The 25,679-nt window shown below is 72.1% G+C and carries 29 protein-coding genes; 12 read left to right on the plus strand and 17 right to left on the minus strand.

The window, feature by feature from the left end; translation table 11 throughout:
- Window positions 1–77 precede the first annotated feature (77 nt).
- The 5 genes from ACFPGP_RS13885 to ACFPGP_RS13905 form a co-directional block, all read right to left on the minus strand.
- Entirely contained in the window at window positions 78–422 is a 345-nt protein-coding gene (locus ACFPGP_RS13885) for a hypothetical protein (RefSeq protein ID WP_378591076.1), read from the minus strand.
- A gap of 45 nt (window positions 423–467) precedes the next feature.
- The gene (locus tag ACFPGP_RS13890; protein ID WP_378591078.1) at window positions 468–1,049 is read right to left on the minus strand and encodes a hypothetical protein; all 582 of its coding nucleotides are present in this window, start codon (window positions 1,047–1,049) and stop codon (window positions 468–470) included.
- Window positions 1,050–1,144: 95 nt separating this feature from the next.
- On the minus strand, window positions 1,145–1,612 hold the full coding sequence (locus tag ACFPGP_RS13895) for a hypothetical protein (RefSeq protein ID WP_378591080.1): 468 nt from the start codon (window positions 1,610–1,612) through the stop codon (window positions 1,145–1,147).
- An 864-nt stretch (window positions 1,613–2,476) separates the two neighbouring features.
- Window positions 2,477–2,884 carry an ELWxxDGT repeat protein gene (locus ACFPGP_RS13900; RefSeq protein WP_378591082.1) on the minus strand — a complete coding sequence of 136 codons (408 nt, stop codon included), beginning with the start codon at window positions 2,882–2,884 and terminating at the stop codon, window positions 2,477–2,479.
- Between the two features lie 837 nt (window positions 2,885–3,721).
- Window positions 3,722–4,096: a YybH family protein gene (locus ACFPGP_RS13905; protein ID WP_378591084.1), complete on the minus strand. Its 375-nt coding sequence runs from the start codon at window positions 4,094–4,096 to the stop codon at window positions 3,722–3,724.
- A 194-nt stretch (window positions 4,097–4,290) separates the two neighbouring features.
- Here ACFPGP_RS13905 and ACFPGP_RS13910 point away from each other — a divergent pair, with 194 nt between their 5' ends.
- The 7 genes from ACFPGP_RS13910 to ACFPGP_RS13940 all read left to right on the plus strand — a co-directional run bounded on the left by ACFPGP_RS13910 (window position 4,291) and on the right by ACFPGP_RS13940 (window position 9,095).
- Window positions 4,291–4,830, plus strand: coding sequence for a hypothetical protein (locus ACFPGP_RS13910; protein ID WP_378591087.1), 540 nt, complete (start codon window positions 4,291–4,293; stop codon window positions 4,828–4,830).
- A 121-nt stretch (window positions 4,831–4,951) separates the two neighbouring features.
- Window positions 4,952–5,467 carry a DUF5994 family protein gene (locus ACFPGP_RS13915; protein ID WP_378591089.1) on the plus strand — a complete coding sequence of 172 codons (516 nt, stop codon included), beginning with the start codon at window positions 4,952–4,954 and terminating at the stop codon, window positions 5,465–5,467.
- A gap of 136 nt (window positions 5,468–5,603) precedes the next feature.
- Window positions 5,604–6,209, plus strand: coding sequence for a sulfite oxidase-like oxidoreductase (locus ACFPGP_RS13920; protein ID WP_378591091.1), 606 nt, complete (start codon window positions 5,604–5,606; stop codon window positions 6,207–6,209).
- A gap of 10 nt (window positions 6,210–6,219) precedes the next feature.
- Complete coding sequence (locus ACFPGP_RS13925; protein WP_378591092.1) at window positions 6,220–6,930, plus strand: FAD-binding oxidoreductase; 711 nt, start codon at window positions 6,220–6,222, stop codon at window positions 6,928–6,930.
- A gap of 308 nt (window positions 6,931–7,238) precedes the next feature.
- Complete coding sequence (locus ACFPGP_RS13930; RefSeq protein WP_378591094.1) at window positions 7,239–7,397, plus strand: hypothetical protein; 159 nt, start codon at window positions 7,239–7,241, stop codon at window positions 7,395–7,397.
- A gap of 55 nt (window positions 7,398–7,452) precedes the next feature.
- Window positions 7,453–8,601 carry an ABC transporter ATP-binding protein gene (locus ACFPGP_RS13935; RefSeq protein WP_378591096.1) on the plus strand — a complete coding sequence of 383 codons (1,149 nt, stop codon included), beginning with the start codon at window positions 7,453–7,455 and terminating at the stop codon, window positions 8,599–8,601.
- A gap of 56 nt (window positions 8,602–8,657) precedes the next feature.
- Window positions 8,658–9,095 (plus strand): pyridoxamine 5'-phosphate oxidase family protein, encoded by a 438-nt coding sequence (locus ACFPGP_RS13940; protein WP_378591098.1) that lies wholly within the window; start codon window positions 8,658–8,660, stop codon window positions 9,093–9,095.
- On the opposite strand, the gene ACFPGP_RS13945 is transcribed toward ACFPGP_RS13940, so the two are convergent.
- The 8 genes from ACFPGP_RS13945 to acsA all read right to left on the minus strand — a co-directional run bounded on the left by ACFPGP_RS13945 (window position 9,086) and on the right by acsA (window position 17,771).
- Window positions 9,086–10,006 (minus strand): ABC transporter permease, encoded by a 921-nt coding sequence (locus ACFPGP_RS13945; RefSeq protein WP_378591100.1) that lies wholly within the window; start codon window positions 10,004–10,006, stop codon window positions 9,086–9,088. The genes ACFPGP_RS13940 and ACFPGP_RS13945 overlap by 10 nt on opposite strands.
- A complete protein-coding gene (locus tag ACFPGP_RS13950) occupies window positions 10,003–10,911 on the minus strand; it encodes an ABC transporter permease (RefSeq protein WP_378591102.1) in 909 nt (302 codons plus the stop codon). Before ACFPGP_RS13950 ends, ACFPGP_RS13945 begins: the two co-directional genes overlap by 4 nt.
- Window positions 10,904–12,214 (minus strand): polyamine ABC transporter substrate-binding protein, encoded by a 1,311-nt coding sequence (locus ACFPGP_RS13955; RefSeq protein ID WP_378591104.1) that lies wholly within the window; start codon window positions 12,212–12,214, stop codon window positions 10,904–10,906. The genes ACFPGP_RS13950 and ACFPGP_RS13955 overlap by 8 nt, the downstream gene beginning before the upstream one ends.
- Before the next feature lie 139 nt (window positions 12,215–12,353).
- Window positions 12,354–12,620: a phosphopantetheine-binding protein gene (locus ACFPGP_RS13960; RefSeq protein WP_378591106.1), complete on the minus strand. Its 267-nt coding sequence runs from the start codon at window positions 12,618–12,620 to the stop codon at window positions 12,354–12,356.
- Entirely contained in the window at window positions 12,617–14,029 is a 1,413-nt protein-coding gene (locus ACFPGP_RS13965; protein ID WP_378591108.1) for a dihydrolipoamide acetyltransferase family protein, read from the minus strand. The genes ACFPGP_RS13960 and ACFPGP_RS13965 overlap by 4 nt, the downstream gene beginning before the upstream one ends.
- Window positions 14,030–14,032: 3 nt before the next feature.
- Window positions 14,033–15,025, minus strand: coding sequence for an alpha-ketoacid dehydrogenase subunit beta (locus ACFPGP_RS13970; RefSeq protein ID WP_378591110.1), 993 nt, complete (start codon window positions 15,023–15,025; stop codon window positions 14,033–14,035).
- Window positions 15,022–16,026, minus strand: coding sequence for a pyruvate dehydrogenase (acetyl-transferring) E1 component subunit alpha (gene pdhA / locus ACFPGP_RS13975; protein ID WP_378591113.1), 1,005 nt, complete (start codon window positions 16,024–16,026; stop codon window positions 15,022–15,024). The genes ACFPGP_RS13970 and pdhA overlap by 4 nt, the downstream gene beginning before the upstream one ends.
- Window positions 16,023–17,771: an acetate--CoA ligase gene (gene acsA / locus ACFPGP_RS13980; RefSeq protein ID WP_378591115.1), complete on the minus strand. Its 1,749-nt coding sequence runs from the start codon at window positions 17,769–17,771 to the stop codon at window positions 16,023–16,025. Before acsA ends, pdhA begins: the two co-directional genes overlap by 4 nt.
- 124 nt (window positions 17,772–17,895) lie before the next feature.
- Between acsA and ACFPGP_RS13985 the strand changes: the two genes are divergently transcribed.
- Window positions 17,896–18,312: a VOC family protein gene (locus tag ACFPGP_RS13985; RefSeq protein ID WP_378591118.1), complete on the plus strand. Its 417-nt coding sequence runs from the start codon at window positions 17,896–17,898 to the stop codon at window positions 18,310–18,312.
- A gap of 3 nt (window positions 18,313–18,315) precedes the next feature.
- On the opposite strand, the gene ACFPGP_RS13990 is transcribed toward ACFPGP_RS13985, so the two are convergent.
- From ACFPGP_RS13990 to ACFPGP_RS14005, 4 genes are all read right to left on the minus strand, one after another.
- Window positions 18,316–18,954, minus strand: coding sequence for a response regulator transcription factor (locus tag ACFPGP_RS13990; RefSeq protein ID WP_378591120.1), 639 nt, complete (start codon window positions 18,952–18,954; stop codon window positions 18,316–18,318).
- Window positions 18,955–19,158: 204 nt separating this feature from the next.
- Window positions 19,159–19,524: a SpoIIAA family protein gene (locus ACFPGP_RS13995; protein WP_378591122.1), complete on the minus strand. Its 366-nt coding sequence runs from the start codon at window positions 19,522–19,524 to the stop codon at window positions 19,159–19,161.
- Window positions 19,521–19,697 (minus strand): hypothetical protein, encoded by a 177-nt coding sequence (locus ACFPGP_RS14000; RefSeq protein ID WP_378591124.1) that lies wholly within the window; start codon window positions 19,695–19,697, stop codon window positions 19,521–19,523. The genes ACFPGP_RS13995 and ACFPGP_RS14000 overlap by 4 nt, the downstream gene beginning before the upstream one ends.
- A gap of 68 nt (window positions 19,698–19,765) precedes the next feature.
- Window positions 19,766–21,475, minus strand: a complete 1,710-nt coding sequence (locus ACFPGP_RS14005; RefSeq protein ID WP_378591126.1) for a dolichyl-phosphate-mannose--protein mannosyltransferase — start codon at window positions 21,473–21,475, stop codon at window positions 19,766–19,768.
- 67 nt (window positions 21,476–21,542) lie between these two features.
- Here ACFPGP_RS14005 and rsmI point away from each other — a divergent pair, with 67 nt between their 5' ends.
- The 4 genes from rsmI (at window position 21,543) to ACFPGP_RS14025 (ending at window position 25,658) form a co-directional block, all read left to right on the plus strand.
- Complete coding sequence (rsmI, locus tag ACFPGP_RS14010) at window positions 21,543–22,400, plus strand: 16S rRNA (cytidine(1402)-2'-O)-methyltransferase (protein WP_378591128.1); 858 nt, start codon at window positions 21,543–21,545, stop codon at window positions 22,398–22,400.
- On the plus strand, window positions 22,397–23,239 hold the full coding sequence (locus ACFPGP_RS14015) for an alpha/beta fold hydrolase (protein ID WP_378591130.1): 843 nt from the start codon (window positions 22,397–22,399) through the stop codon (window positions 23,237–23,239). The genes rsmI and ACFPGP_RS14015 overlap by 4 nt, the downstream gene beginning before the upstream one ends.
- Window positions 23,236–24,138: a TatD family hydrolase gene (locus tag ACFPGP_RS14020; RefSeq protein ID WP_378591132.1), complete on the plus strand. Its 903-nt coding sequence runs from the start codon at window positions 23,236–23,238 to the stop codon at window positions 24,136–24,138. The genes ACFPGP_RS14015 and ACFPGP_RS14020 overlap by 4 nt, the downstream gene beginning before the upstream one ends.
- A 356-nt stretch (window positions 24,139–24,494) precedes the next feature.
- Window positions 24,495–25,658 carry a transglycosylase family protein gene (locus ACFPGP_RS14025; protein WP_378591134.1) on the plus strand — a complete coding sequence of 388 codons (1,164 nt, stop codon included), beginning with the start codon at window positions 24,495–24,497 and terminating at the stop codon, window positions 25,656–25,658.
- The last annotated feature ends 21 nt before the right edge of the window (window positions 25,659–25,679 follow it).

Genomic DNA, 25,679 nt, shown 5'->3' on the forward strand with positions numbered 1-25,679 from the left:
GCGCATCTGCGCCTCTGAGGACTCGAGCGCTCATCGGCAGGACAGGGCGCAACCAGCGGCATGAGCGTGCCGTCGGATCAGGAGGTGGCCCGCTCAGCCAAGCCACCGATCGCCACATCTGCGGCCTTCACGCCGACCACCGAGATGGCCCGTACGTCTCGGTCGGTGAAGGAAGTGAGCGGGAGCTCCACGACGGTCGCTCGCGCCGTGCGGCCACCCAGGACAGGCACGACAAGAGCGTCACCCAGCGCCAGATCGTCACCGCCTTGGTCGACTCGAACGCCAGCCAAGGTGACGTCACCCTCGTACCCGTCCATCGGGTCGGAAGCGTCCCGAATCTCGAAACTGAATGTCCCCACGCTCACCATCGTAGGGCTGGACCGCGACCGCTCATCGGCAGGACCGCGCACAACCTGCGGCATGAGCGGAACGCTATGCCGCCATCCGCTCCGCGGCATGTGCGTGCGTCACGGAGCCGCGAAGTTGCTCGCGATCTTGTCCCAGAACGGGGGGCATGCCCCATCCACGTGTCCACCGACCGGTGGTGCGACGAAGTCCCTTCCGGTCGCAGGAGCGGCGAAGTCTGGCCGAGGTTTCACCGACGGAACGCGCTTGCGGCTGGCGGCGGCATCTTGGTGGCAGGCCTTGAGGCGGGAGGGCACGTCTGTCGCGAGCCAACTGGGAACCTGACCTGAGGCCGCTTCGAGATCGAGCAGCGCAGTCTTCGGGTCCTTCAGGAGCCGCCAGACCAGCGCGCCTCGGCACCAGGTGAGCACTGCACGGTCAACCGGGCCTTCAATCCAGGTTTGGAGTCCGACATCGAGGCTGTGAATGGCGTTCTTCGGCTCCCCTTTGAGGAGTGCAGACGTCGCATACAAGAGCCAGGCATCCGGGAGCCATGCACCCCCACCCCAGCCCACCCAGGACTTGGTCCAGTCGTGGCCTCCGCGCCAGTCGTTCTCTAGGACCGCGTCCACAGCGCGTTGACGACACTCACGTCCGAAGGAGGCGACGTCGCCTCCGGGGACTCTTGATGCATCGAAAGCCACTCGGAGAGGGTGTCACATGGCCGTCCTCGGAGTTCACGCTGAACGGCACGACCGCGCACAACGCGGCAAGACCGGATGGGCAGAACAGGTCTGTATCAACGCGTCCTCGTGCCACCGCCGTACGGGTCCGGAACGTCTGGAGGCATTCGGTCCACCAATGACACGGAGACCGGTTCGCGCCGCCGGGCAAGCATGCGTTGCTGAACTTCGCGCTCTCCAGGCCAGGTGGGTTGATCGTTCCCGTCCATGCCGACCAGCCACACCAGGCCACGCCCGGGTCCCGGGCTGATCTGTTCAGGCACCGCGTCGTAGACGAGTGCGACCGCGTAGGTGAGCGAGTCACCGGCCTGCCGCTGCGCCCAGTCGATCACCTGGAGAACGTCGGCACCGGTCACGTCGTAGGTGTCAGTCCAACCGGCAGTGGTCTCATCTGCACTGCCGAACAGGTACACCCGATAGCGCGGATGGTTCTCCTCCCAGCGGCTGTCGCGTTCGTCGACCTGCACGATCGTCACTTCGTTCACGAGCACGATCATCGCAACTTCCGCCTCGCGCAGGGACATCCGCTCGTCGGCATGAGCGGAAGCTTCAAGGGCGGGCAGTGTCGCGGATCAGCTGACGGATAAGTGTCGTGCATCAACCGTCGGAACGCACGGATCCGATTCGCTGTCCGATCCGGTTCGCTCCGATCCGACTCGCGATCGGTTACGACTTTCCTTACTGGTTCAAGGCGCGCCTTCGGCGCGCGCGGCGGGGCCCCCGCGCTGCAGGCGGCGCTGGCGCGCCGTCTTCGCGCACCCCACCTCGAGCAGCTGCTGCGCGACCGGATGGATGTCGTCGACCCGACGGAAATCGTGTCCCGGCGCCGGCCGGCGTCAAAGGCGCAGAGCGCCGCTCCGCGATGGCCTCCGGCCACCCCTGACCCCGGCCGACACCGGGCAGGAGCGCTGGCTATCGGGTCGACGACGGTGGTCTGCCTTCCCCCCGGGGGGCACCCCGCGCGCACCCCGGACGCCGATCAGCAGGCAGCCAGCCCATGCATTTGGCGGCTACACGGGGCAGGACGAGGTGGTCGAGGCCGGGGAAGCCTTCGCAATGAGAGGGTCAGGGGTTCGAATCCCCCCAGCTCCACCAGGCACCCACCTCGTCCCACCAGCGCAGACACCGCGCGAGGGGAGGGGTCTCGCCTTGCCAGCCACCCCCGGCCCGCTCACGCGCCCCCCGCCCCCGACCAGACGCTTCTGCCCAGGCATGGGAGCCATCTCTGGGGTCCGCGTCGAGCTCGAGGGCGTCCTGGGGGGCATCGCCAACGCGGCATCGCTCTCGCACACGACTTGCTGACGAGCGACGATCCCGTCCACGTCACGGTGGCGATCGTCGACCGCGCCGGTGGCGAGATCTTGAGCGGAGGACGGTCGCACAACCGCTCAGGTACCAGCCGAACGGTCCGGGCTCTCCTCCCACGGCGGGGAATGCCCCGCTCGTTGCAGCGGGCACGAGCGAGTTTCGGGGCTGATGTCCTTGACCAGCACAGTGCCGGCCCGGGTGCCGTCCGAGGTCCACAGCTCCCGACCGTGCGTGCCGTCGTCGACGGTGAAGAACAGCGCTCCTCCTGCAGCCGTCAGCGACTTCGCCCGGGTGTAGTAGGAGTCGTAGTGCGTGCCCTCGGGGTCGATGTCCTTCACCAGGACCGTGCCCGCACGCGTGCCATCCGAAGTCCAGACCTCGGGCCCGTGCGGACCGTCGTCACGATAGAAGAACAGGGCCCCGCCCACGTCGGTCAGCTCATACGGCCTGCCGAAGGAGCCGTCGCGTCGGCTGATGTCCTTCACCATGACGGTGCCCGCCCGGGTGCCGTCCGACTTCCACAGCTGGGTCGATGATGGGACGGTTGGTGGTCTCGTCGGCGCCGAAGAACAACGTGCCGCCCACGTCCGTCGGGGACTCCAGCGCCGGGTCGTAACTGTGGGACGAGGCAAGATCCTTGACCAGCACCGTGCCGCCACGGGTGCCGTCCGACCTCCACAGCGCACCACCATGGACGCCGTCGTCCGCGGTGAAGAACAGGCGCCCGCCCGACGCCCACGAGGTTGGATGGCCGACTCGGGCGGGTGCGAGGCTGACACTCCGCAAACGAAGCCACACCACCCGTGGACACCTCGACCGCCGCAGTCACGTCCGCCGGGTGCGCCGCAGCCATGGACGCTCCACCGCCACTCAGGCTGACCGCGGCGGCTGCGGCGGCGGCGCTCCGCCTTGCCCCGGCCCCACGTAGGCCACGGCGCAACACTTTCGCTCTGGCCACACGCGACCAGGCGATCCTCTCCCTCGCACGAGGTCGACGAGCGGTCATCACCCGACCTCCAACCCGTCAGCCTCGGCCCGTGCGAGCACCATGGAGCCGTCGCGACTCACATCCGCCTCGAGGGTGCGCAGGGAACTCCTCCTGCTGCCCTTCGACTGTACGAAGCAGGCATTCCCCGAGCATGAGCGCGATGCGCCATGTCCCGGTGGCTCAGCGGCTCCCGCGCCAACCGGGATCAGGACGTCCTGGCCCGCCGGTGCGGGACATAGGTGCGGGACATGGACGTCGACCTGCGCGGGCCATGGCACGCTCAACCGCAGTTCAGATGGCGGCATGGCATCCCGCTCAGGCGGCAGTCCCGGTCGCGTCAGTGGTGCCCGAGCAGCGCGGAACCGTCGGGATTGTCGATGACGTACTTCCAGCTGCCGTCGCCCTGGCGTCGGACGACCTCGGCAGTCGCCCCCTCCGGGCTCGAACCGTCCGGCATCTTCATGGTCCAGGGGGTGTGCATCAGGGCCAGGTCGCCCGCTTGGAACACCAGCGTTTCCCCGAACGTCAGCTCCGCACCCGAGTCGAGGTAGGCCTGGAGGGTCGCGCGGATCGCGGCCTGCCCGGTCGACGTCCCGTGAGGCGTCGGGAACACCGCGTCGTCCTCGTAGAGCGCCATCAGGCCGTCGAGGTCCCCTGCCGCGAAGAGGCGTTCGAAGAGGCGGCTCGCCTCGGCCGGCTCGTGCGCGCTCATGGGGCTCCCTTCGAGGTGGGTGACCGAACCCTACGCCGGGCGGGTCGCGGCGCCGCGGTGGTCGAGTCCACCACCGACATGGGTGGCGAGCGCCCGGTGGTGGGCCCCTGGTCTAGCGACGGCGTGCGGTCGTGGCGCCCGGCGGCCTGCGAGGGGCAGGGTGGCGAGACGTCATCCCAGCCCGAGGAGTCACCATGACCAGGTTCCGCACCCTGTCGCGCCACCTCACGCCCAGTCTCTTCATCTCCCTGCTGGCGCTGGTGATCGCCACCTCCAGCGGCGCGTATGCGCTGTCCACCCTCCGTGCCGGTGAGGTGCACACCCGGCACCTCGCCTCGGGGGCGGTGACGACGCCCAAGCTGGACGGCGGCGCCGTCACGTCGTCCAAGGTGAGGAACTTCGGCCTGCGCCTCATCGACCTCGGCGGCAAGGACCACGCCCAGACCGCCACCACGTCGCAGCCGCTCGCGATCCCGGCCGGCGAGTGCCGCCAGACGTTCCTGGACCTCTACAACCCCGCGCCCCCGGGAGTGATCGGGTCTCTGGTGGTCGGTCACGTGACCGATGCCGACGGTGGGCCCGTCCTGTCCAACAGCGGCGTGGTGCTGCCGACGATGATCAGCGAGACCAGCCAGGGCGGCGCGATCGCCAACCTCGTCGTCTGCGCGTCCGGCAACGAGAGCATCCCCGCCGGTTCGGTCTTCCACTACCAGCTGATCGGCCCCGGCAAGTAGTCGCGTCGGCGGGGCCTCTCGAGAAGGGGGCCCTGCCGCACGGCCGGGGTACGGTGGGAATCAATCACCTGCCGAACCGGACTCGTCGAGTCCGTGGGGGCAGATCGGAAGGTTGGGCGTCATGACGACGTCACCGCCAGGTCCCACATCACCGTCGCCCGAAGTCGCGCGTGTCGCGCTGCGCATCCGGGTCGACGCCAACGTCCACGACGGTCCGCTCGACGGGGCCTGGTGGCCCCAGTCGCGCGACCTCCAGCGCGAGGCCGCCGACCTCGTCGACCACTTCCCGGCAGCGGTCGGCCGGGTCGAGCGGCTGCTGTTCTCCCGTCCCGACTGGGACGCCGTCAGCGGCTCCCCGAGCATGCGCCGGATCCAGGCCGAGCGCGGCCCGGTGAAGGTCGGCTCGTTCCCGAGCGACGACACCCACGTGATGATGGTCAAGGTGCTGTCGGGTCGGCGGCTCCGGCTGCTCGTCGTCCCCAGCGACACCGAGGCCGGCCTCGCGGCGCGGCTGATGGAGCAGGCGGCGGACGACCACAACACCCAGTCGCCGAGCACGCTCCTCGGTCTCTCCACGCCCGACCAGAGCGAGTCCGCCCACACCGCGTGGGTCGACGACGCGGGGCAGCCGGCGTAGCAGCGCCCGACCACCGGTGCCGGCGGCGGCCTCCTGACGTCGGGCGACACCGCGAGGCACCGTCGGGGAGAATGGCTCCGCGCGCGGCCGCCCGTGGCCACCCCGGCGCGCCCCGCTCGCGGTCAGGAGGAGCTGCATGAGCGTCACCCGAGGGTTCGTGGGTCGGCGGAGGAACCCGGAGGGCAGGCTGCCGCCGGGCCAGTACGACACCGGCGCGAGCTGGCCGGTCCTCACCGCGGAGGCCACGCCGCGGATCGACCCGGAGCGGTGGAGCGTCACCGTGGACGGGCTCGTGGAGCAGCCGACGACGTGGACGTGGGACCAGCTCCACGAGCTGCCCCGCTCGTCGTACGTCGGCGACATCCACTGCGTGACGACGTGGTCCAAGCTCGACGTCGCGTTCCGCGGCGTGAGCGTGGACCTCCTGCTCGAGGCGGCCCGCCCGACCGGCGACGCGGCGTACGTGATGGCGCACGCGAGCACCGGCTACACCACCAACCTGCCGCTGTCCGACCTGGTGGACGGCAAGGCCTGGCTGGTGTGGGAGTACGGCGGCGAGCCGCTCCCGCAGGACCACGGGGGACCGGTGCGGCTGCTGGTGCCTCACCTCTACTTCTGGAAGTCCGCGAAGTGGGTGTCCCGGCTCGAGGTGATGGCCCACGACCGCCCGGGCTTCTGGGAGCAGAACGGCTACCACGACCGCGGCGACCCCTGGCTCGAGCAGCGCTACCAGGGTGACTGAGGAGGAGCGGATGTCGATCGAGGACGTGCGCCCCGTCGAGACCGCGTGGACCACCGGCACCGTCGTCGAGAAGGACCTGCCCACCGACCGCACCGTGCGGCTGCGCCTGCAGGTGGAGGGCCGGATCCGGCACCGGCCCGGCCAGCACTACCTGCTGCGCCTGCGCGCGCCCGACGGCTACACCGCGCAGCGCTCCTACTCCGTCGCCAGCGACGACGCCGACCCGCTGGTCGAGCTCCTGGTCGAGCGGCTGCCCGACGGCGAGGTCTCCTCCTTCCTCTCCGACGTCGTCGAGGTCGAGGACGTGCTGGAGATGCGTGGTCCGATCGGGCGGTGGTTCACCTGGGACACCACGACGCCGGCGCTCTGCCTCGTCGGCGGCACGGGCGTCGTGCCCGCCGTCTCCATGCTGCGCACCGCCGCCCGCCTCGACCGTCGCGACCTGCTGCGGGTGGTGGCGGTGGCCCGCGGCCCCGACGACCTGCCCTACCGCGCGGAGCTCACCCGCGCCGGCGCGGTCGTCGCGTACACCCGGCGCGACACCGACACCCGACCGGCCGGCGCCCCGACGCGCGCGGAGATCACGCCCCTGCTCGAGGGCGTCGAGCGCGCCTACGTCTGCGGCTCGGCCCGGTTCGCGGCGTACGCCGAGGCGCTGCTGCTCGACCTCGGCGTGCCGGCCGGCGACATCCGGGTGGAGCGGTTCGGTCCGACGGGCTGACCCGGCGGGGCGGTCCCCCGGCCCTCGGTCTTGAGCCGGGAGACCTCGACGACCCACACCCGCGGCCGTGGGACGTCGTGGGCTCTGGTGCCCCCCGGGGCCGCACGTAACCGGGGGACAGCGTGTGCAACTGCCGCGGCACCGGTCCTCACCCCTGCGGGTGTGCCGATCGTCACCCGACCGGTGCCAGCCTCGGCCGGGCGTCGTGACCACCGAACGGAGGCAGCGCCCTGAGCACCGTCTACACCTTCGTCGACCCCGCGACCGGTGCCTGGCGCAACCGGTCGGGCGGACGGCGGCCCTTCCCGATGACCTACCGGGAGCTGGAGCAGGCCGTCGCCGGCGGCCTGTCCCTCGCCCACCTCTTCGGCGCCGAGCACGTCGTGGTGGCGCCCTCCGACGGCCAGAGGACCGTGCTCCCCGTGACGGGCCACGACCCGCGCGTCCGCTCCTCGGCGCAGGGCTGACTGTTTGTTCAGTCACGGCCTGTCCAACGGCCGTCCTGCTGTCTAAACTCGGCGCATGCCCCGAGGTGATGCCGCCCCCCGCGCCGGTGGCGGGTCGATCTCGATCGTCGGCCTGCGCAAGGAGTTCGACGGCGTGGTCGCCGTCGACGGCATCGACCTCGAGATCGAGGGCGGCGAGTTCTTCACGCTGCTCGGCCCGTCGGGCTGCGGCAAGACCACGACGCTGCGGATGCTCGGCGGCTTCGAGCAGCCCACCGACGGCCAGATCCTCATCGACGGGGTCGACGTGGCCCAGAGCCCGCCCCACAAGCGGCCGGTCAACACGGTCTTCCAGAGCTACGCCCTCTTCCCCCACCTCGACGTGCAGAAGAACGTCGCCTACGGCCTGCGCTGGCGCAAGGACGTCGACAAGCAGGAGAAGGCGGTCAGGGTCGCCCGCGCGCTCGAGATGGTGCGCCTCAGCGAGTACGCCGAGCGTCGGCCGCACCAGATGTCCGGCGGGCAGCAGCAGCGCGTGGCCCTGGCCCGGGCGCTGGTCCTCGAGCCCTCGGTGCTGCTCCTCGACGAGCCGCTCGGGGCCCTCGACGCGAAGCTGCGCCACTCGCTGCGCGCCGAGCTGACCGCGCTGCAGCGCGAGGTCGGGATCACCTTCGTCTTCGTCACCCACGACCAGGAGGAGGCGCTGGAGATGTCCAACCGGCTCGCCGTCATGGACGGCGGCCGGATCGTGCAGCTCGGCACCCCCCGCGAGGTCTACCAGGAGCCCCGGACCGAGTTCGTCGCCGACTTCCTCGGCGTCGCCAACCTGCTCGACGTCGAGTGCCTGCCGGGCGGCGGCGCGACGCGCACGGTGCGCTACGGCGAGTTCACCCTCGAGGCGCAGGCCCCCGACGGCGCCGAGGACGGCGCGCGGCGCGCGGTGATCCGACCGGAGTGCGTCGAGCTGGACGAGGCCGGACGCACCGGCGACAACTGCCTGCCCGGCATGGTCGAGAACGCCGTCTTCCTCGGCTCGACGACCCAGGTGAAGGTCCGTCTGCCGCACGACACGGTGCTGCAGTCGGTGAGCACCAACCGCGTCGGCCGCGACGTCTTCACGACCGGTCAGCCGGTGACCGTCCGGCTCCCGCGCGAGGCGCTGCGGGTGCTGGCGCCCTCGGCCCGGCCGGCAGCCGAGGCCGAGCCGGTCGCCGTCGACGCCTGACCCCGGGGCGCGCAGGCCCACCCGCGCGACGCCGGTCGGCGTGCGACGATCGTGCCGTGGCTTCGTGGCAACCGCGCTGGGACGACTTCCCGGCACCGCTCCTGCAGTTCTGGAGCGAGCGACACCTGTGCACCCTGACCACGCTGCGCGTCGACGGCCGGCCCCACGTGACCCCGGTCGGCGTGGCGCTCGATCTCGAGGAGCGGTGTGCCTGGGTCATCACGTCCAGCAGCTCGCTGAAGGCCGTCCACGTCGCCGCCGACCCCAGGGTCGCGGCCTGCCAGGTGGACGGCCGGAGGTGGTCGACCATCGAGGGCACGGCCGAGGTGAGGACGGACGCCGCGTCGGTCCGTCGTGCGGAGGAGCGGTACGCCGCGCGCTACCGGACCCCGAGGCCGAACCCGTCACGGGTGGCGCTGCAGATCACGGTCGACCGGTTCCTGCGGTCGTCCGACCTCGCCGCGCCGGAGCCCGTCGCGCCGGCTCAGCCGTAGTCGGCGAGGTCCTCCAGCGCCGACCGGTCGCTGCCCCGGCGGCGCGCGCGCAACCCGACGTACGCGAGCAGCAGCGCGAGGAACGAGGCCACCAGCAGCAGCGTGGCCAGCGCGTTGAGCGCGGGCGTGGGGGAGGATCGGACCGCGTTGTAGAGCTTGATCGGGACGGTCGCGTTGGCCGCGTCGCCGAAGAGGAACTGGCTGACCACGAAGTCGTCGAGCGAGGTGGCGAAGACGATCATCGCCGAGGCGAAGATCGAGGGCATGAGCAGCGGGACCAGCACGGTACGGATCGCCTGCAGGGGGCTGGCGCCGAGGTCCTGGCTGGCCTCCTCGTAGTCGCGGCCGATCGCCAGCAGCCGGGAGCGCACGATGACCACGACGTAGGAGACCGAGAAGGTGACGTGGCCGAGCAGCATGGCTGGGAGGCCGAGCGGCACGAACGTGTAGAGGTTCACCATCACCAGGTAGAGCGCCGAGCCGACCACGATCTCGGGCGTCACCAGCGGGATCATCGCGATGCCGTTGGCCACCTTGCTGCTGCGCGAGCGCCAGCGGGTGAGCCCCATCGCGAGCATCACGCCCAGCGGGGTGGCGACGAGGACCGTCAGCAGGCCGAGGGTGAGGCTGTTCTGAAGCGACTGGAGCAGGCTCTGGTCCTCGCCGATCGAGCCCTCGGCGCAGCAGTACCACTGGGTGGAGAAGCCCTGCCAGGTGCTGCGCGACCGGCCGTCGTTGAAGGAGAACTGCACGGCGACCAGCACGGGGAGCAGCGACCAGAGGATGTACGCCCAGGTCAGGGTCGCGAGCACGTAGGGCTTGCGCCAAGGGTTGCGCCACGGCGGGACCCGCCGGCGGGTGCTCGGGCGGGGAGCGGCGGACGCGTCGCGTCGTACGTCGGTCGCGGTCACCGGGTGGCGTCCTTGCTCGCGCGCTGGGTGAGGACCAGGTAGTAGGCCATGAAGAACAGCAGGACCAGCGAGAGCAGCAGCACCAGCGAGGCGCCGTAGTTCTTGAGGGGCCCCTGCAGCAGGAAGAGCTCGATCTGGTTGCCGATCATGTTGGTCTTCGGCGAGCCCGAGACCAGCGTGTTGGTGTAGTAGTCGCCGGCCATCGGCAGCGCGGTGATCACCATCGCGGTGATCAGGCCCAGCTTCGACAGCGGCAGGGTGACGTGCAGGAAGGTGCGCACCATCCCGACGCCGAGGTCGCGCGAGGCCTCCAGCAGCCGCTGGTCGATCCGGTCGATGGAGGCGAAGAGCGGGATGATGAAGAACGGCAGGTAGCCGTAGGCCAGCGCCAGCACGACCGTGTAGGCGTTGCCCGCCAGCCAGTTGACCGGGTCGATGCCGACCACGCCGATGATCCGGTTCACGTAGCCGTCGTCCTGCAGCATGTTGATCCACGCCAGCATCCGGGTGATGTAGTTGATCCACCACGGCGCCAGGATCAGCGCCAGCACCAGCCCGCGGCGCTTCCCGGCGAGGCGGGCGGTGTAGTAGGCCACCGGGTAGCCGACGACGACGCAGATGGCCAGCGAGACGATCGTGTAGAGACCGGTGCGGATCCACACCTCGCGGTAGGTGCCCGAGATCGACTCGGAGAGCACGTCGAGGAAGGTGGTGAACTGCCAGTCGAGCGGGTTCCAGGCGGGGATCGGCTCGCCGAAGACGTTGATGTAGCCGCTGAACGCGACCGCCATCACGGCGTACGTCGGCACGACGAAGAGGGCGATCAGCCAGACGGTGCCCGGGAGTGCGAGGGCCGGCCACAGGCGCCGCGTCGCGCGCTCGTGGGTCGGCTGCCGGTCAGCCACCTGACTTGAACCTCGACCAGTTCTGGCGCCACAGCGCCTCGGTGCTGGGGCTCACCTCGTAGAAGGTGAGGCCGGTGTCGAAGTCCTCGGGCACCACCACGGAGCTCATCAGGTTCGACGGGATGTAGCCCTGGTCGACCAGGTACTCCGCGGAGAGCTTGGTGAGCGGGGGCTGGTAGCCGTTCCACCCGAAGTTCCTCAGCCCGATCTCGTTGTCGAGCAGGTCGTTGATCATGAGGTGGGCGAGGACCGGCTTGGTCGCGCTCTTCGGGATGGCGATGACGTCGTTGCCGACGACGCGCTGCGACGGGTCCTCGGGCCGCCAGTACGCCAGCACGTCGGGGGTCTCGCCCTTCGGCAGGTAGTACTGGCCGGCGATGGCGTCGCCCGACCAGGCCTGGTGGATGGTCGCCGTCCCCTCGGGCACCTCGGAGTAGGCGTTGACGTTCGCCTTGATGTTGACCAGGTCGATCAGCTCGATGAGCGAGTCGGTGGCCGCCTGCACCTCGGCCGGGTCGCTGGTGTTGATGTCGTCGGTGATGCCGTTGCGCAGCAGCGACATGCCGATGGCCTCGCCCGGGTCGTCGAGGAGGTAGACCTTGCCGGCGTACGCGTCGTCCCACATCAGGTCGTAGCCGTTGTCGGGCACGCTCGTGACCACGTCGGCGCGGTAGAGCACGCCGGTGGTGTAGATCGTGTACGGCACCGTGTAGCGGGCCTCCCGGTCGTACCAGGGGTCCTGGTACTCCTCCCAGACGTTCTCCAGGTGGGGCACGTAGCTGTGGTTGAGCGGCTGGAGCAGGTCGGCGTAGACCATCTTGCTGAGCACGCTCGGCCCCGGGAAGACGAGGTCGAAGGACTCACCGGGCGCGCGGATCTTGGCGAGCATCTCGTCGTAGTTGGTGTACGGCGTCACCTGCACCTCGACGCCGTGCTGGTCGCCGAAGTCCTTCATCACGCCCGGCGCCATGTACTGGTCGTAGTTCAGGATCTTGAACGCGCCACCGGTCTCGGGCTCCAGGCCGTCGGCGATCGCGGGGTTGGAGTCCTTGATCGGGAGCGTGACCGGGGAGTCGGGCCGGGCCAGCGGGTACGGCGCCTCGCCCCCCTGCACCTGGGGCGACCCGTTGTTGCACGCCGCGAGCAGGGGTGCCGCGCCGAGCCCGACGCCGAGCCACAGCCCGCCACGCAGCACCTGGCGGCGGTCGAGGGGGCGGCCCAGCGGGGGCAGCGCCGGTCGTGGTCGACGTGATCGCGGCGGTCGGGGCCGACGATGGTCCGGGTCCCACTGGTCGAAGCTCATCGCCACGTCTCCTCACAGGCGAGCCGGCAGGCTCCTGCATCGCTGTGACCCTTGACTGACTGTTCAGCCAAGCGAGGCCATTGTTGCTCGCGCGTGCCCGCGTGTCGAGTACCCCGCGCGGTCGACTTCCCCGGCAGCGTCAGCGTGCCGGCGCCCGGGAGGTCAGGAACTCGATGCAGCTCGCGGTCGACGCGAGCGCCGGGTAGTCGGCCTCGTCGATCCGCACGCCGGTCGCGCTGCTGAGCAGCTCGACGAACGACAAGAAGTCGAGGGAGTCGAGCTCCAGCTCCGAGCGCAGCCGCGCGTCGTCGTCGAGGTCGTCGAGGTCAGCGTCGGGGACGATCCGCAGGATCGCGGTCGCGACGGCGGCCCGTGCGGCCTCGGGGGTCAGGGCGGTGTCGGTCATAGCTCCTCCGGGTGGTGCAGGCGGTCGTCGATGTCGGCGAGCAGGCGCGCGCCGGTGAAGCCGTCGGTCGCGCGGTGGTCACCGGCGAGGGTCAGGGTGGTGACGGGGCGGACGCCGAGCAGGCCGTCGACCGCCCAGGGACGCTCCACGACGCGTCCGAAGCCGACCAGCGCCACCTGCGGCGGGTAGATCACCCCGTGCACGGCCTCGACGCCCTGGTCGCCGAGGTTGGTGACGGTGATGGTCGCGTCGGTGAGCTCGGAGCCGCGGAGCCGGCCCGCCCGGGCGCGGGTCACCAGGTCGCGCATCTGTCGCATCAGCTCGACCAGGGGCAGGTGCGCGGCATCGTGGAGGGCGGGCGCGACCAGCCCCCCACGGCGCAGGGAGATCGCGATGCCGAGGTGGACCTCGGCTGCCGGCTGGAACGCGCCGTCGACCCAGTAGCCGTTGAGGGCCGGGGCGGCCTGCACGGCCAGTGCCGTCGCCTTGAGCAGCAGGGCCGCGGGCACCAGCCGGTCCTCGATCGCGGCCTGCCGGTTCTGCTCCTGCATCCAGGTGAGGGCCGGTGCGAGGTCGACGGTGGTCGACAGGTAGTAGTGGGGGATCTCGCGCTTCGACCGGGCCATCAGGCGGGCGATGGTGGACCGCATCGCGTCGGGTCCGGCCGGGGTCGACGAGGCCGTCACGGACGCGGCCGCCGCCGGCGCCGGTGGACTGGCAGGCGGGCTGGCGGGCGGGCCGGTGGGTGTGCCTGCGGACGCGGCGGCGCGGACGTCGGCAGCGCGCACCGGCTCGGAGGTCGTCGCCAGCGCCACCAGGTCGACGCCGAGCTCCGCGGCGAGCCGCCGGGCCTGGGGTGTGGCCCGCACCCGGACGCCCTCGCGCGCCGGGGCGGGCGCCGGGTGGGCGGCGGCACGCTGGAGGTCGTCGCGGGTGATGGCGCCGCCCGGACCGCTCCCGGCCACCCGCGCGAGGTCGACGCCGAGCCGCTCGGCGTCGCGCCGCACGAGGGGGGAGTGGACGGCGGGTGGCCGCAGGTCGGGAGCGGCGACGGCCGGTGCCGTGACGAGGGGCTCCGGTGCCGTGACGACGGGCTCCGGTGCCGCGACGGCAGGTTCGGGTGCCGGCTCAACGGTCTTCTCGGGCGCTTCCTCCGCGCCGGCCGCGACGGCCGCGCCGTCCCCGAGCCGGGCCAGTGGCTGCCCGACGGGGACGGTCGTCCCCGGCTCGACGAGGAGCTGCTCGATCACGCCCTCGACGAAGGACTCGACCTCGACGGCCGCCTTCGCCGTGTCGACCACGGCCACGACGTCGCCGCGGTGCACCGTGTCACCTGGCGCGACCAACCACTCGAGGAGCGTGCCCTCGTCCATGTCGGCGCCCAGTGACGGCATCGTGAAGTCCGGCACGGCTCACCCCAGGGTCTCGAGCACGGCGGCCACCACCTGCTCCGGCTGGGGCAGGGCGGCCTCCTCGAGGTGCTTGGCGTAGGGGATGGGGACCTCGGCGGTGCACACGCGCTGCACCGGGGCGTCGAGCTCGAAGAAGGCCTGCTCGGTGATCCGGGCGCTGATCTCCGCCGAGATGCTGCCGCTGCGCCACCCCTCGTCGACGACGACGGCGCGGTGGGTGCGTCGTACGGAGTCGATGATCGTGGCGTCGTCGAGCGGGCGCAGCGTCCGCAGGTCGATGACCTCCGCGGACACCCCGTGCTCGGCCTCCAGCGCCGACGCGGCGTCGAGCGTGCGGGCGAGCGTGCCGCCGTAGGTGATCAGCGAGACGTCGGTCCCGGGGCGCCGCACGGCGGCGTGGTCGAGGTCGACGGGCTCGAGCGGCTCGGGCAGGGTGCCCTTCGCCGCGTAGAGCGACCCGTGCTCGAAGATCAGCACGGGGTCGGGGTCGCGCAGGGCGGGGGCGAGCATGCCGCGCGCGTCCTCGAGCGTCGCCGGGGCCAGCACGCGGATCCCCGGGATGTGGGCGAACCAGCCCTCCAGGCTGTGCGAGTGCTGCGCCGCCAGCTGTCGACCCGCGCCGGTGGTCATGCGGATCACCAGCGGCACGTTGTACTGGCCGCCGGACATGTGCAGCAGCGACGCGGCGTTGTTCATGATCTGGTCGAGGGCGAGCAGGCTGAAGTTGACGGTCATCACCTCGACCACGGGTCGCATGCCCGCGAGCGCGGCGCCGATGCCGGCGCCGACGAACGCCGACTCCGAGAGCGGCGTGTCGCGGATGCGCTCGGGGCCGAACTCCTCGAGCAGCCCGAGGCTCACGGCGAAGCAGCCGCCGTAGGCGCCGACGTCCTCGCCCATGAGGAACACCCGGTCGTCCTCGCGCAACGCCTCCCGCAACGCCTCGCGCAGGGCCTCGCGGTACGTCGTCTCCTGCGTGGCCACGGCGGTCATGTCGCGCTCCTCTCGGAGTAGACGAAGCGCGTCAGGTCCTCGACCGGCTCCAGCGGGCCGGCCTCGGCCACCTCGACCGCGCGGTCGATCTGCTGGTCGACCTCGGCGCGGATCGCCTCGAGGTCCTTCTCCGTCAGCTGGCCGGCGGCCTCCATCGTCGCCACCAGCGCCCCGATCGGGTCGTGCTCCTTCCACGAGGAGATCTCGGCCTTGTCGCGGTAGCGGTCCGGGTCGTACATCGAGTGCGCCCGGAACCGGTAGGTGTCGAGCTCGAGGAAGTGCGGGCCGCCGCCGGCGCGGATGCCCGCGACGGCACGACGGGCCGCCTCCTCGACCGCGAGCACGTCCATGCCGTCGACCGGCGCTGCCACCAGGCCGTACGAGGCGGCCCGCAGCGCCAGGTCGGTGCGCGCGTGCTCCGTGGTGATCGCGGTGCCCATCGCGTAGCGGTTGTTCTCGCAGCAGAAGAGCACCGGCAGGTGCCACAGCGCGGCCAGGTTGAGCGACTCGTGGAACTCCCCCTCGGCTGCGGCGCCGTCGCCGAAGAAGCAGACGGTGACACCGTCGCGGCCGCGCAGCTTGTCGGCGAGGGCGAGGCCGACCGCGAGCGGGATGCCGCCGCCGACGATCGCGTTGCCGCCGACCAGCCCGCTCGGCTTGTGGAACAGGTGCATGGAGCCGCCGCGGCCGCGGCTGCAGCCGCTCTGGCGGCCGAACATCTCCGCCATCACCGCGTCCATCGGGACGCCGCGGGCCAGGGCGTGGCCGTGCTCGCGGTAGGTCGACACGACCTTGTCGTCGCTCCCCAGCGTGGCGAGGACGCCGGTGGCGACGGCCTCCTCCCCGACGTAGAGGTGCAGGAACCCGCGGATCCGGGTGGCGCTGTAGAGCTCGGCGCACCGCTCCTCGAAGCGACGGATCGTCACCATGGTGCGGAGCAGCTCGAGCCGGTGCTTGCGGACCGGGTCGTCGGCGACGCGGGCTCGGCGCGCGGCGCTCATGACGACCCCTCCAGCGTCGAGACGTCGCCCTCGGGCAGGCCGAGCTCACGGGCCTTGAGCAGGCGGCGCATGACCTTGCCGCTGCTGGTGTGCGGAAGGTGCTGGTCGAAGGTGATCTCCTTCGGGGCCAGCCCACCGAGGCGGCGGCGTCCGAAGGCCAGCAGGTCCATGCGCAGCTCCTCGGTCGGCTCGTACCCGGGCTTGAGCGTCACGAAGGCCTTGACCAGCTCGCCGGCGACGGGGTCGGGCTTGCCGATCACGCCCGACTCGAGGACCGACGGGTGCTCCATCAGCGCCGTCTCGACCTCGAACGGGCCGACCAGGTGGCCGGCGGACTTGATCACGTCGTCGGCGCGGCCGACGAACCAGAAGTAGCCGTCCTCGTCGACCCGCGCCACGTCGCCCGAGCAGTACCAGCCGCCCTTGAAGCAGGCCGCGTAGCGCTCGTCGTCGTCGAGGTAGCCGCGGAACATCGACGGCCAGCCCGGTCGCAGTGCGATCTCGCCGATCTCGCCGGTCGCCGCCGGCCTTGCTTCGCCGTCCACGACGGCAGCGCGTCCGTCGGCCCCGCGCACCAGCGCGGTCGCCTCGACACCCGGCATCGGCCGGCCCATCGACCCGGGCCGGACCTCCATGCCGGGGTAGTTGCTGATCATGATCGCGCCGGTCTCGGTCTGCCACCAGTTGTCGTGCACGGTGAGGCCGTAGGCCTCGCGGCCCCAGACGACCACCTCGGGGTTGAGCGCCTCGCCGACGCTCGCGATGTGCCGCAGCGCGGAGAGGTCGTGCTGACGGGGCAGGTCCACGCCGTACTTCACGAGCATCCGCAGCGCGGTCGGCGCCGTGTACCAGACGTTGACGCGCTGCTCCTCGAGGAGGCGGTACCAGGCCTGCGCGTCGAACTCCCCGCCGTAGCTGATCAGCGTCGCACCGTGGGTGAGCGGCGCGATGATGCCGTACGACGTGCCGGTCACCCACCCGGGGTCGGCGGTGCACCAGAACACGTCGCCCTCGTGCAGGTCGAGCGCGAAGGCCGAGGTGGCGTGGTGCGCGGCGACGGCCGCGTGCACGTGCACGGCGCCCTTGGGCTTGCCCGTCGTGCCGCTGGTGAAGTGGAGCAGCGCCATGTCCTCGGGGTCGGTCTCCCCGATCTCGTACGACGGCGGGGCGGCGTCCAGCGCGGCCTGCAGGTCGAGCGTGCCGGGCGGCGGCTCGCCGCCGACGACGAGCACGTGCTCGAGGCCCGGCAGGGAGTCGCGGAGCTGGGCCACCTTGCGCTTGTAGAGCTGGCGGGTGGTGACCAGCACCCGGGCGTCGCCGAGGCGCAGCCGGTCACGGATCGGCTCGGGACCGAACGAGGAGAACAGCGGCGCGGTGACCGCGCGGTGCTTGAGGGTGCCGAGTGTGGCGACGTACTGCTCGGGCTGCCGGCCGAGCAGGGTCATCACCCGCTCGCCCGGGCGCACGCCGAGGTCGTCGAGCACGTGGGCGAACCGGCTGGTCTGCTCGGCCAGCCCGGCGTAGGTGAGGTCCGCGACGGAGCCGTCCTCGCCGAGGCACCGCAGGGCGACCCGGTCGCCGTGGCCCTCGGCGACGTGCCGGTCCACGGCGACGTGCGCGATGTTGAGCCCGCGGCCGCCGGGCAGCCCCGGAAGGCGCGCCCGCACGTCGTCCCACGAGAACCCCTGCCGCACGCCCTCGTAGTCCTCGAAGGGCCTGGGCGCGTGTTCCACCGGTGTCTTCATGCCAGAGCCTCCTCGCGACGAAGCAGCCCCGTCTCGAACATCGCGGTGTCCCGCTCCGGGCGACAAGGGCCGAAAGTGGTGGTGAACGGGGGCTTTGGTCTCTGCGCCACGGCATGCTGGGGTCATGCCGACACCTGACCCGGGCCCCGTGCTGCGGGTGAGCGAGCTGCGGGTCTCGCTCACCGTGAAGGACCACGCGGCGCTGCGCGCCTTCTACCGCGACGCCCTCGGGCTCGACGAGTCCCAGAGCTGGGAGTTCCACGGCCACGGCGTGGTGCTCGAGGCCGGCAGGGCCACGCTCGAGCTGATCGACGAGGAGCACGCCGAGTTCGTCGACGAGGTGGAGGTCGGGGAGCGGGTCGCCGGCCCGGTGCGCCTCGCCTTCGCCGTCGAGGACGCCGGCGAGGCCGCCGTCCGGCTGGTGGCGGCGGGGGCGGAGCTGCTGGCCGAGGCGCGACCGACCCCCTGGGGTGACGTGAACGCGCGGGTGCGTCCGCCCGAGGGTCCTCAGGTGACGGTGTTCAGCCCGCCCCCGTCGTAGACCTCACTCGGTCCGGCCGAGCCCCGCCTCGCGGGCGCGCACGATCGCCTCGGCGCGGTGCGCGACCTGGAGCTTGTCGAGGATCGCGCTCACGTTGTTGGCGACGGTCTTGGGCGAGAGGAACAGCCGGCGGCCGATCTCCGGGTTGCTGAGCCCCGCGGCGACGCCGTCGAGGATCTCCCGCTCGCGGTCGGTCAGCGCGGGAACGGCGCGCCTCGGGCGCCGTCGGCGGGCGCGCGAACCAGCCCTGCAGCCGCTTCGCCAGCGCCGCGCCGAAGACCACCTGCCCGGCCGCCGCCGCCCGCACCGCGGCCACGATGTCGGAGCCGTCCGCGCCCGTGAGCAGGTAGCCGGCCGCACCCGCGGCGACGGCCCGAACACCGTGTCGTCGTCGTGCGTGAGCACGAGGACGGCCGTGTCGGGAGCCACCCGGCAGACCTCCCGGGTCGCGTCGATGCCGTGCAGCCCCGGCATCTGCAGGTCCATGAGGACCACGTCGGGGTGCTGCTCGACGCAGAGCCGGACCGCCTCGCGGCCGTCGTCGGCCTCGGCGACCACCTCGATGTCGTCGGTCGTGTCGAGGACGGCGCGCAGGCCCTGGCGGACCAGCGGGTGGTCGTCGGCCAGCACGATCGTGGTCATCGGCCGGCTCCCAGGGGATAGGCGGCGCGGACGCACCCGCAGGTCGGTGTCGGGGCGGCCGAGAGCGTGCCGCCGAGCTCCTCGTCCCGGCCGGCAGCGCCCGGTGACCACCTGAGCGCAGCGATGGGTCGTGTGCCCCAGGACACCCCGACGGGTGCTCACGGGCACACGACCCGTCGGCAGGGCAGCGTCAGCGGGGCGAGGTCAGTCCTCGCGGGCCAGCCAGAGCTGGGCCTCGTCGACCTCGTCTTCGTCGAACAGCCGGACCTTGCCGGGCATCATCCAGCGGAAGGCCTTGATCGCGTTCTCGATCCAGTCGATGTCCGTGGCGATCGCGATCTTCTCCCAGCCGCGGAGGTTGCCGGCCCAGAGCCGGGTGTCGGCCCACATCGCGCCGGGCGCGTAGGACTCGAAGTCGTCGCCGAGGACGTACAGGATGCGCACCCGCCCGGCCTCCATGGCGGCCCGCACGGCCGGGACCAGCACCGTCTCGTAGTCCTCCTGCGAGACCTTGCCGGTCGCCTCGAAGCCGATCGTGCCGATCGGCATGTGCGGGATCGTGCGGATCATGCGCTCTCCGCCCGCGGCCAGACGGCGGCCACGATGATCCCGACCAGCGGCAGGAAGAACCCGACGATCGCGAAGCCGATCGGCGAGCGTCCCTTGCGTTGCGCCAGGATCCAGCACACCAGTGCGCTGACGCACCCGAGGATGAAAGCGCTGATGTAGTAGTAGACCTCCATGGCTGGCCATCCCACCCCACCCGGGGCGGCCCGGCCTCATCCCCGCGGGGTGAGCGCCCGGGGGCGGGTCAGACCCAGCGCTTGAACCAGATCCGCCCGAGCCACTCGCTGTGCGTGAGCAGGCCGTCGGTGTAGATCGGCCAGAACCACGCGAAGTTGGCCAGCACGAGCACGAAGAACGAGCCCGCCGCGACGACCCCCAACGTACGACGGCGCGAGGGCTCGCGGGACGTGCCGATCATCTGGCCCATGGCCAGGGTGGCGGCCAGCGCCAGGAAGGGCACCAGCACGATCGCGTAGAAGAGGAAGATCGGTCGGTCGTCGTACTGCATCCACGGCAGCCAGCCCGAGAGCAGGCCGACGATGGGCACACCCCACCTCCAGTCGCGTGCCCCGATCCACATCACCAGCCCCCAGAGCATGGCCAGGCAGCCGCCCCACCACAGCGCCGGTGTGCCGAGCAGCAGGATCTGGCGCAGGCAGTTGCTGCCCTCGGGCGCCGTGCAGCCGTCCTCGCCGGGCTGGATGTCGGTGTCGGCGTCGACGCCCACGCCGCGGTTGAGCAGCGGCCAGCCCGAGGGCTGCGACTGGTAGGTGTGCGTGGCGTCGTTGAGGAACTGGGTGTGGAAGACGTAGACGTCGCGGTGGTAGTGCGCCAGCGAGCGCATCGACTGCCAGACCTCGCCGAGGCCGCTGGCGTCGGGCTCGGACGCGGTCGGCCAGTCCTGGCCGCCGTTGAAGTGGGTGTACTGCGTGGAGGAGAGGTCGCGCTCGTAGTCGTTGGCGTGCATCAGCCACCCGGTCCAGGTCATCAGGTAGGCGATCGCCCCGATCACGACGAGGTGCACGAACGCCGGGAGGCCGTCGACCAGCGCCGACCTCAGCACCGGCCAGCGCACGCCGAACGAGCGACGCGCGCCCCAGCACCACGCCCACACCAGCAGGCCGAACGCCGCGAGCGGGTAGAGCGCGGTCCACTTGGTGCCGATCGCGAGGCCGAAGCAGATGCCGGCGAGGAGCAGCCACGGCCGGAACAGCAGCCCGCGCACCGGCCCGAAGCCGCTGGTCACGCCGTCGGGCGCGAGGCGGCCCAGCTTCGCGCGGAACCAGTCGCGGTCGTTGACCACGCAGGCGACCGCGCACAACAGCCAGAAGGCCACGAAGATGTCGAGCAGGGCCAGCCGCGAGAGCACGAAGTGGAGACCGTCGAACATCAGCAGCAGGCCGGCCACGCAGCCGAGCAGCGTGGACCCCGTCAGGCGGCGGCCCAGCCGGCACATGACCAGCACCATCAGCGACCCGACGACCGCCGAGGCGATCCGCCAGCCGAAGGGGTCCATGCCGAAGAAGTGCTCGCCCAGGGCGATCAGCCACTTGCCGCCGTCGGGGTGCACCGCCATCGACGCGGTGTCCTTCCAGACGCCCGTGGTGGTGCCGCCGAGGATGAGGTCGTTGGCGCTGTCCACGTAGTCCTGCGCGTGGCCGTAGTGGAGCAGCGACCAGGCGTCCTTGGCGTAGTAGGTCTCGTCGAAGGCGAACTTGTGGGGGTCGCCGAGGTTCCAGACCCGCATCACGAAGGCGAGCACGGTGATGCCGATCGCGGCGCTCCAGCTGATCAGCGGGTCCTCGAGCCTGGCCCTGCCCGCGGCACGCTCTCGCGCCGGTGGCACCGGGCGCCCGGCCGCCGTGCGCGACAGGGTGGTGAGGCGTCGGCGCGGGGCGGGCGCGGCCGGGGGCTCGGCCGCGGGATGCGCCTCGGGAGGGGCCTCGGTCGTCACGGTCCCAGACTCTACGGGCAGGTACGTGGCGACCTGCGGCATTCCCGCCCCTGCCAGAATCCGCGTCATGGGCACGCAGGCGGACACGGTCACAGGGGGAGGAGTGCTGGTGCTGGCCGCGACCCCGATCGGCCGGGTCGAGGACGCCCCGCCCCGGCTGGCCGCCGAGCTCGCCGCCGCCGACGTGGTCGCAGCCGAGGACACCCGGCGCCTGCGCCGCCTGGTCTCCGAGCTCGGGGTCGACCTGACCGCGCGCGTGGTGTCGTACTTCGAGGGCAACGAGGCCGCCCGCACACCCGGCCTGGTCGAGGCCCTCCTCGCCGGCGAGCGGGTGCTGCTCGCCACCGACGCGGGGATGCCGAGCGTCTCCGACCCGGGCTACCGCCTCGTCGCGGCGGCTGTGGCAGCCGGGATCCGGGTCACCGCGGTGCCCGGCCCGTCCGCGGTGCTGACCGCGCTCGCGGTCTCGGGCCTGCCGGTCGACCGGTTCTGCTTCGAGGGCTTCCTGCCCCGCAAGGCCGGCGAGCGCGCCCGGCGGCTGGCCGGCTTGGCCGACGAGCCGCGCACGATGGTCTTCTTCGAGGCGCCGCACCGCACCGAGGCGGCCCTGGCCGCGATGGCCGAGGCCTTCGGCGGTGACCGGCCGGCGGCGGTGTGCCGGGAGCTGACCAAGACCCACGAGGAGGTACGCCGCGGCCCGCTCGCCGACCTCGTCGCATGGGCGGGCGAGGGCGTGCGCGGCGAGGTGACGCTCGTGGTGTCGGGCGCGACCGCGGCCCCGGCCGCCACCGACGCCGACAGCCTCCGCGCGGCCGTGGCCGACCGCGAGGCCGCCGGCGCCACCCGCAAGGACGCGATCGCCGAGGTCGCCCGGGCGACCGGGGTGCCCAAGCGCGAGGTCTACCAGGCGGTGCACGTCCCGTGACGCAGCGGATCACGTCGTACGCGCGCGACGGCTGGGTGTTCGACGTGCGCGACACCGGGCCGCTCGACGGCGACCCCGTCGTGCTCCTGCACGGCTTCCCCGAGCGCGCCTCGTCGTGGGACGCCGTCGCCGCGCAGCTGCACGAGGCGGGGCTGCGGACCCTGGCGCCCGACCAGCGCGGCTACTCGCCCCGCGCCCGGCCGCGCACGCGCTGGGGCTACCGCGCCACCGAGCTCGTCGCGGACGTCGCGGCGCTGGTCGACGTCGTCGGAAGGCCGGTGCACCTCGTCGGTCACGACTGGGGCGCCTTCGTGGCCTGGGAGCTCGCCGCCCACCGGCCCGACCTGGTGCGCACCCTGACGGCCGTCTCCGTGCCCCACCCCGGCGCGTTCGTCGCGGCCGCGCGGCACGGGGACCAGCTGCGGCGCTCGTGGTACTTCCTGGCCTTTTCCCTGCCGCTGCTTCCGGAGTGGCTCGCGGGGCACCGCGCCGACCGCTTCGACGCCGGGCTGCGCCGCGGCGGGATGACCGCGGACGACCTGGCGAGGTTCCACCGCGACGTCCTGGCGTACGGCGCGCTGCCGGGCGCCCTGGGCTGGTACCGCGCGGTCCCCTTCACCCCGCCCGGCTGGGCCCGGTGGACGGTCGGCGTGCCGACGACGTACGTCTGGAGCGACGGTGACGTCGCGCTGGGCCGCGACGCGGCCGAGCGCACCGCCGACTTCTGCACCGGGCCCTACCAGCTCGTGGTGCTGCAGGGCGTCACCCACTGGATCCCCGCGCAGGCGCCCGACCTCCTGGCCGAGGTCGTCCGGGCCCGGATAGCGTCGAGCGGGTGACCGACGGACCCACCCGCCGCCGCGCGGCGACCGAGGAGCGCAGCGGCGCGCGCCGCGACCGCGACCGGCCGCCCGCACCCGAGCCGCTGCCGCACCCCGTCGTCGACAACCACTGCCACCTCGACATCGCCGACGAGCCGGTCGAGGGCGAGTGGTTCGCGGTCGAGCAGGCCCTCGCCGCGGCGGCCGCCGTCGGGGTGCCGCGGATCGTGCAGATCGGCTGCGACCTGCCCGGCGCCCGCTGGGCGGTCGAGGCCGCCGCCACCCACGAGGCGCTGGTCGCGGGGGTCGCGCTGCACCCCAACGAGGCGCCGCGCCTCGAGGCCGCGGGTGAGCTCGAGGCGGCGCTGGCGGAGATCGAGCGGCTGGCGCAGGCCCACGACCGGGTGCGCGCGGTCGGCGAGACGGGGCTCGACCACTTCCGCACCGGCGAGGAGGGGCGGGCCGCGCAGGTGCAGTCGTTCCGCCGCCACATCGACCTCGCCAAGCGGCTCGGCAAGACGCTGGTCATCCACGACCGCGATGCCCACGACGAGGTGCTCGAGGTGATCGACGCCGAGGGGGCCCCGGAGCGCTGGGTGATGCACTGCTTCTCCGGCGACGCGGCCTTCGCCCGCGCGTGCCTCGACCGGGGCGCACACCTGTCGTTCGCGGGCACGGTGACCTTCAAGAACGCCGCTCCGCTGCGCGAGGCCCTCGCCGTCGCGCCCCGCGACCGGGTGCTCGTCGAGACCGACGCGCCGTACCTGACGCCGGCGCCCTGGCGCGGACGCCCCAACGCCTCCTACCTGGTGCCGCTGACGGTGCGGGCGATGGCCGAGGTGCGCGGCGACGACCTCGAGGAGCTCTGTGTCGCGATCGAGGCGAACACCGAGGCCGCGTTCGGCGGAGCGTGGTGAGACAGGTGTGACCCCTCCAGACCACTGCGTCACTCCAGTCACACGAGCAACTCCGGTCACGTAATCCTGCACACGTTGGGCCTGAAATGGGCAGGAAGAGTTGGTCTGCCCCCGGGGCGCCGTTATGGTCCTGTGATTGTTGGCCGGGATCGGGTAGCACGATCAGCACGATCACGACCAGCGCGGGTGGAGGTCAGAACCATGGCCCCCACCGACGGTGACAGCGACCGTGACCCAGCGGCTGCCGCCACCACACCCCCGAGATCCGCACGCACGACGCCTGACCGGTGTCGCGCGCGCCCCCGGGAGTCCGCGCTGGCCGCCCGAGGCCCGGGGAGTACGACGTTCGGAGAAACGTGCTTTCCAGTGAGCACCCCCACCCCCGCTCCCGTTTCGGGACCCTGATCCGTAGCCGCGGCGTCCTCGTCGCGCTCGCGACGGTCGTCATCCTGGCGCTCGCCGGCACCACCTACGGGTACGCCGCGCTGAGCAGCACCGTGACGCTCACGGTCGACGGCCAGGACCGTCAGGTGACCGCCCTCGGCGGCACCGTCGGAGACGTCCTGGAGGACCAGGGCATCGAGGTCGGCGACCACGACGTCGTCCTCCCGAGCCTCGACACCGAGGTCAGTGACGGCAGCCGGATCAACGTCCAGTACGGCCGCCCGCTCGAGCTCACCGTCGACGGCGACTCCACGACCCACTGGGTCACCTCGACCGACGTCGCCTCGGCCCTCGGTGAGATCGGCCAGCGCTTCTCCGGCGCGGAGCTGTCCACCAGCCGCTCGGCCTCCATCGGCCGCGACGGCATGGCGCTCGAGATCGTGACGCCCAAGCACCTGACGCTCGTCGTCGCCGGCAAGAAGCCGATCCACCGCTCGATCCCGGCGCTGACCGCCACCGACGCGCTCGAGCAGCTCGGCGTGAAGATCGACGGCCACGACAAGGTGAAGCCTGCCGACGAGGTGGAGCTCCAGGACGGCGACAAGATCGTCTTCACCAACATGCGCGTCGTGATGAAGCACGTCGACGGCGAGGTCATCCAGGCCGGCACCATCGAGCGCGAGGACTCGTCGATGGCCTCGGGCCGCGAGCAGATCGTCCGCGCAGGCAAGGACGGCAAGCGCGACGTCACCTACCGCCTCGTCTACCGCAACGGCAAGCTGATGGTCCGCAAGGTCGTGAGCCAGACGGTGCTCTCGCCGGCGGTCGACGCGATCGTCCGCATCGGCACCAAGGAGGCGGCCCCGGCCCCGACGACCAACTTCGCCTCGGGCAACACCGTCTGGGACCAGCTCGCGCAGTGCGAGTCCGGCGGCAACTGGGCCATCAACACCGGCAACGGCTACTACGGCGGCCTGCAGTTCAACCTGAGCACCTGGCAGGCCTACGGCGGCACCGGCCTCCCGAGCGAGAACAGCCGGGAGACGCAGATCGCGATCGCGACCAAGGTCCGCGACGCCAGCGGCGGGTACGGCGCCTGGCCGGGCTGCGCGGCCTCGCTCGGCCTGCCGACGTGACGCACCGCTGAACGCTGGACC

It is taken from the genome of Nocardioides taihuensis (assembly GCF_042657275.1).
Lineage (GTDB): Bacteria > Actinomycetota > Actinomycetes > Propionibacteriales > Nocardioidaceae > Nocardioides > Nocardioides taihuensis.

Bases quoted from the DNA above. Each gene is read 5' to 3' on its own strand.
- ACFPGP_RS13885 (WP_378591076.1), bottom strand. From the start codon at position 422: ATGCCGCAGGTTGTGCGCGGTCCTGCCGATGAGCGGTCGCGGTCCAGC.
- ACFPGP_RS13895 (WP_378591080.1), bottom strand. From the start codon at position 1,612: ATGTCCCTGCGCGAGGCGGAAGTTGCGATGATCGTGCTCGTGAACGAA.
- ACFPGP_RS13900 (WP_378591082.1), bottom strand. From the start codon at position 2,884: ATGGTGAAGGACATCAGCCGACGCGACGGCTCCTTCGGCAGGCCGTAT.
- ACFPGP_RS13905 (WP_378591084.1), bottom strand. From the start codon at position 4,096: ATGAGCGCGCACGAGCCGGCCGAGGCGAGCCGCCTCTTCGAACGCCTC.
- ACFPGP_RS13910 (WP_378591087.1), top strand. From the start codon at position 4,291: ATGACCAGGTTCCGCACCCTGTCGCGCCACCTCACGCCCAGTCTCTTC.
- ACFPGP_RS13915 (WP_378591089.1), top strand. From the start codon at position 4,952: ATGACGACGTCACCGCCAGGTCCCACATCACCGTCGCCCGAAGTCGCG.
- ACFPGP_RS13920 (WP_378591091.1), top strand. From the start codon at position 5,604: ATGAGCGTCACCCGAGGGTTCGTGGGTCGGCGGAGGAACCCGGAGGGC.
- ACFPGP_RS13925 (WP_378591092.1), top strand. From the start codon at position 6,220: ATGTCGATCGAGGACGTGCGCCCCGTCGAGACCGCGTGGACCACCGGC.
- ACFPGP_RS13930 (WP_378591094.1), top strand. From the start codon at position 7,239: ATGACCTACCGGGAGCTGGAGCAGGCCGTCGCCGGCGGCCTGTCCCTC.
- ACFPGP_RS13935 (WP_378591096.1), top strand. From the start codon at position 7,453: ATGCCCCGAGGTGATGCCGCCCCCCGCGCCGGTGGCGGGTCGATCTCG.
- ACFPGP_RS13955 (WP_378591104.1), bottom strand. From the start codon at position 12,214: ATGAGCTTCGACCAGTGGGACCCGGACCATCGTCGGCCCCGACCGCCG.
- ACFPGP_RS13960 (WP_378591106.1), bottom strand. From the start codon at position 12,620: ATGACCGACACCGCCCTGACCCCCGAGGCCGCACGGGCCGCCGTCGCG.
- ACFPGP_RS13970 (WP_378591110.1), bottom strand. From the start codon at position 15,025: ATGACCGCCGTGGCCACGCAGGAGACGACGTACCGCGAGGCCCTGCGC.
- pdhA (WP_378591113.1), bottom strand. From the start codon at position 16,026: ATGAGCGCCGCGCGCCGAGCCCGCGTCGCCGACGACCCGGTCCGCAAG.
- acsA (WP_378591115.1), bottom strand. From the start codon at position 17,771: ATGAAGACACCGGTGGAACACGCGCCCAGGCCCTTCGAGGACTACGAG.
- ACFPGP_RS13985 (WP_378591118.1), top strand. From the start codon at position 17,896: ATGCCGACACCTGACCCGGGCCCCGTGCTGCGGGTGAGCGAGCTGCGG.
- ACFPGP_RS13990 (WP_378591120.1), bottom strand. From the start codon at position 18,954: ATGACCACGATCGTGCTGGCCGACGACCACCCGCTGGTCCGCCAGGGC.
- ACFPGP_RS13995 (WP_378591122.1), bottom strand. From the start codon at position 19,524: ATGATCCGCACGATCCCGCACATGCCGATCGGCACGATCGGCTTCGAG.
- ACFPGP_RS14000 (WP_378591124.1), bottom strand. From the start codon at position 19,697: ATGGAGGTCTACTACTACATCAGCGCTTTCATCCTCGGGTGCGTCAGC.
- rsmI (WP_378591128.1), top strand. From the start codon at position 21,543: ATGGGCACGCAGGCGGACACGGTCACAGGGGGAGGAGTGCTGGTGCTG.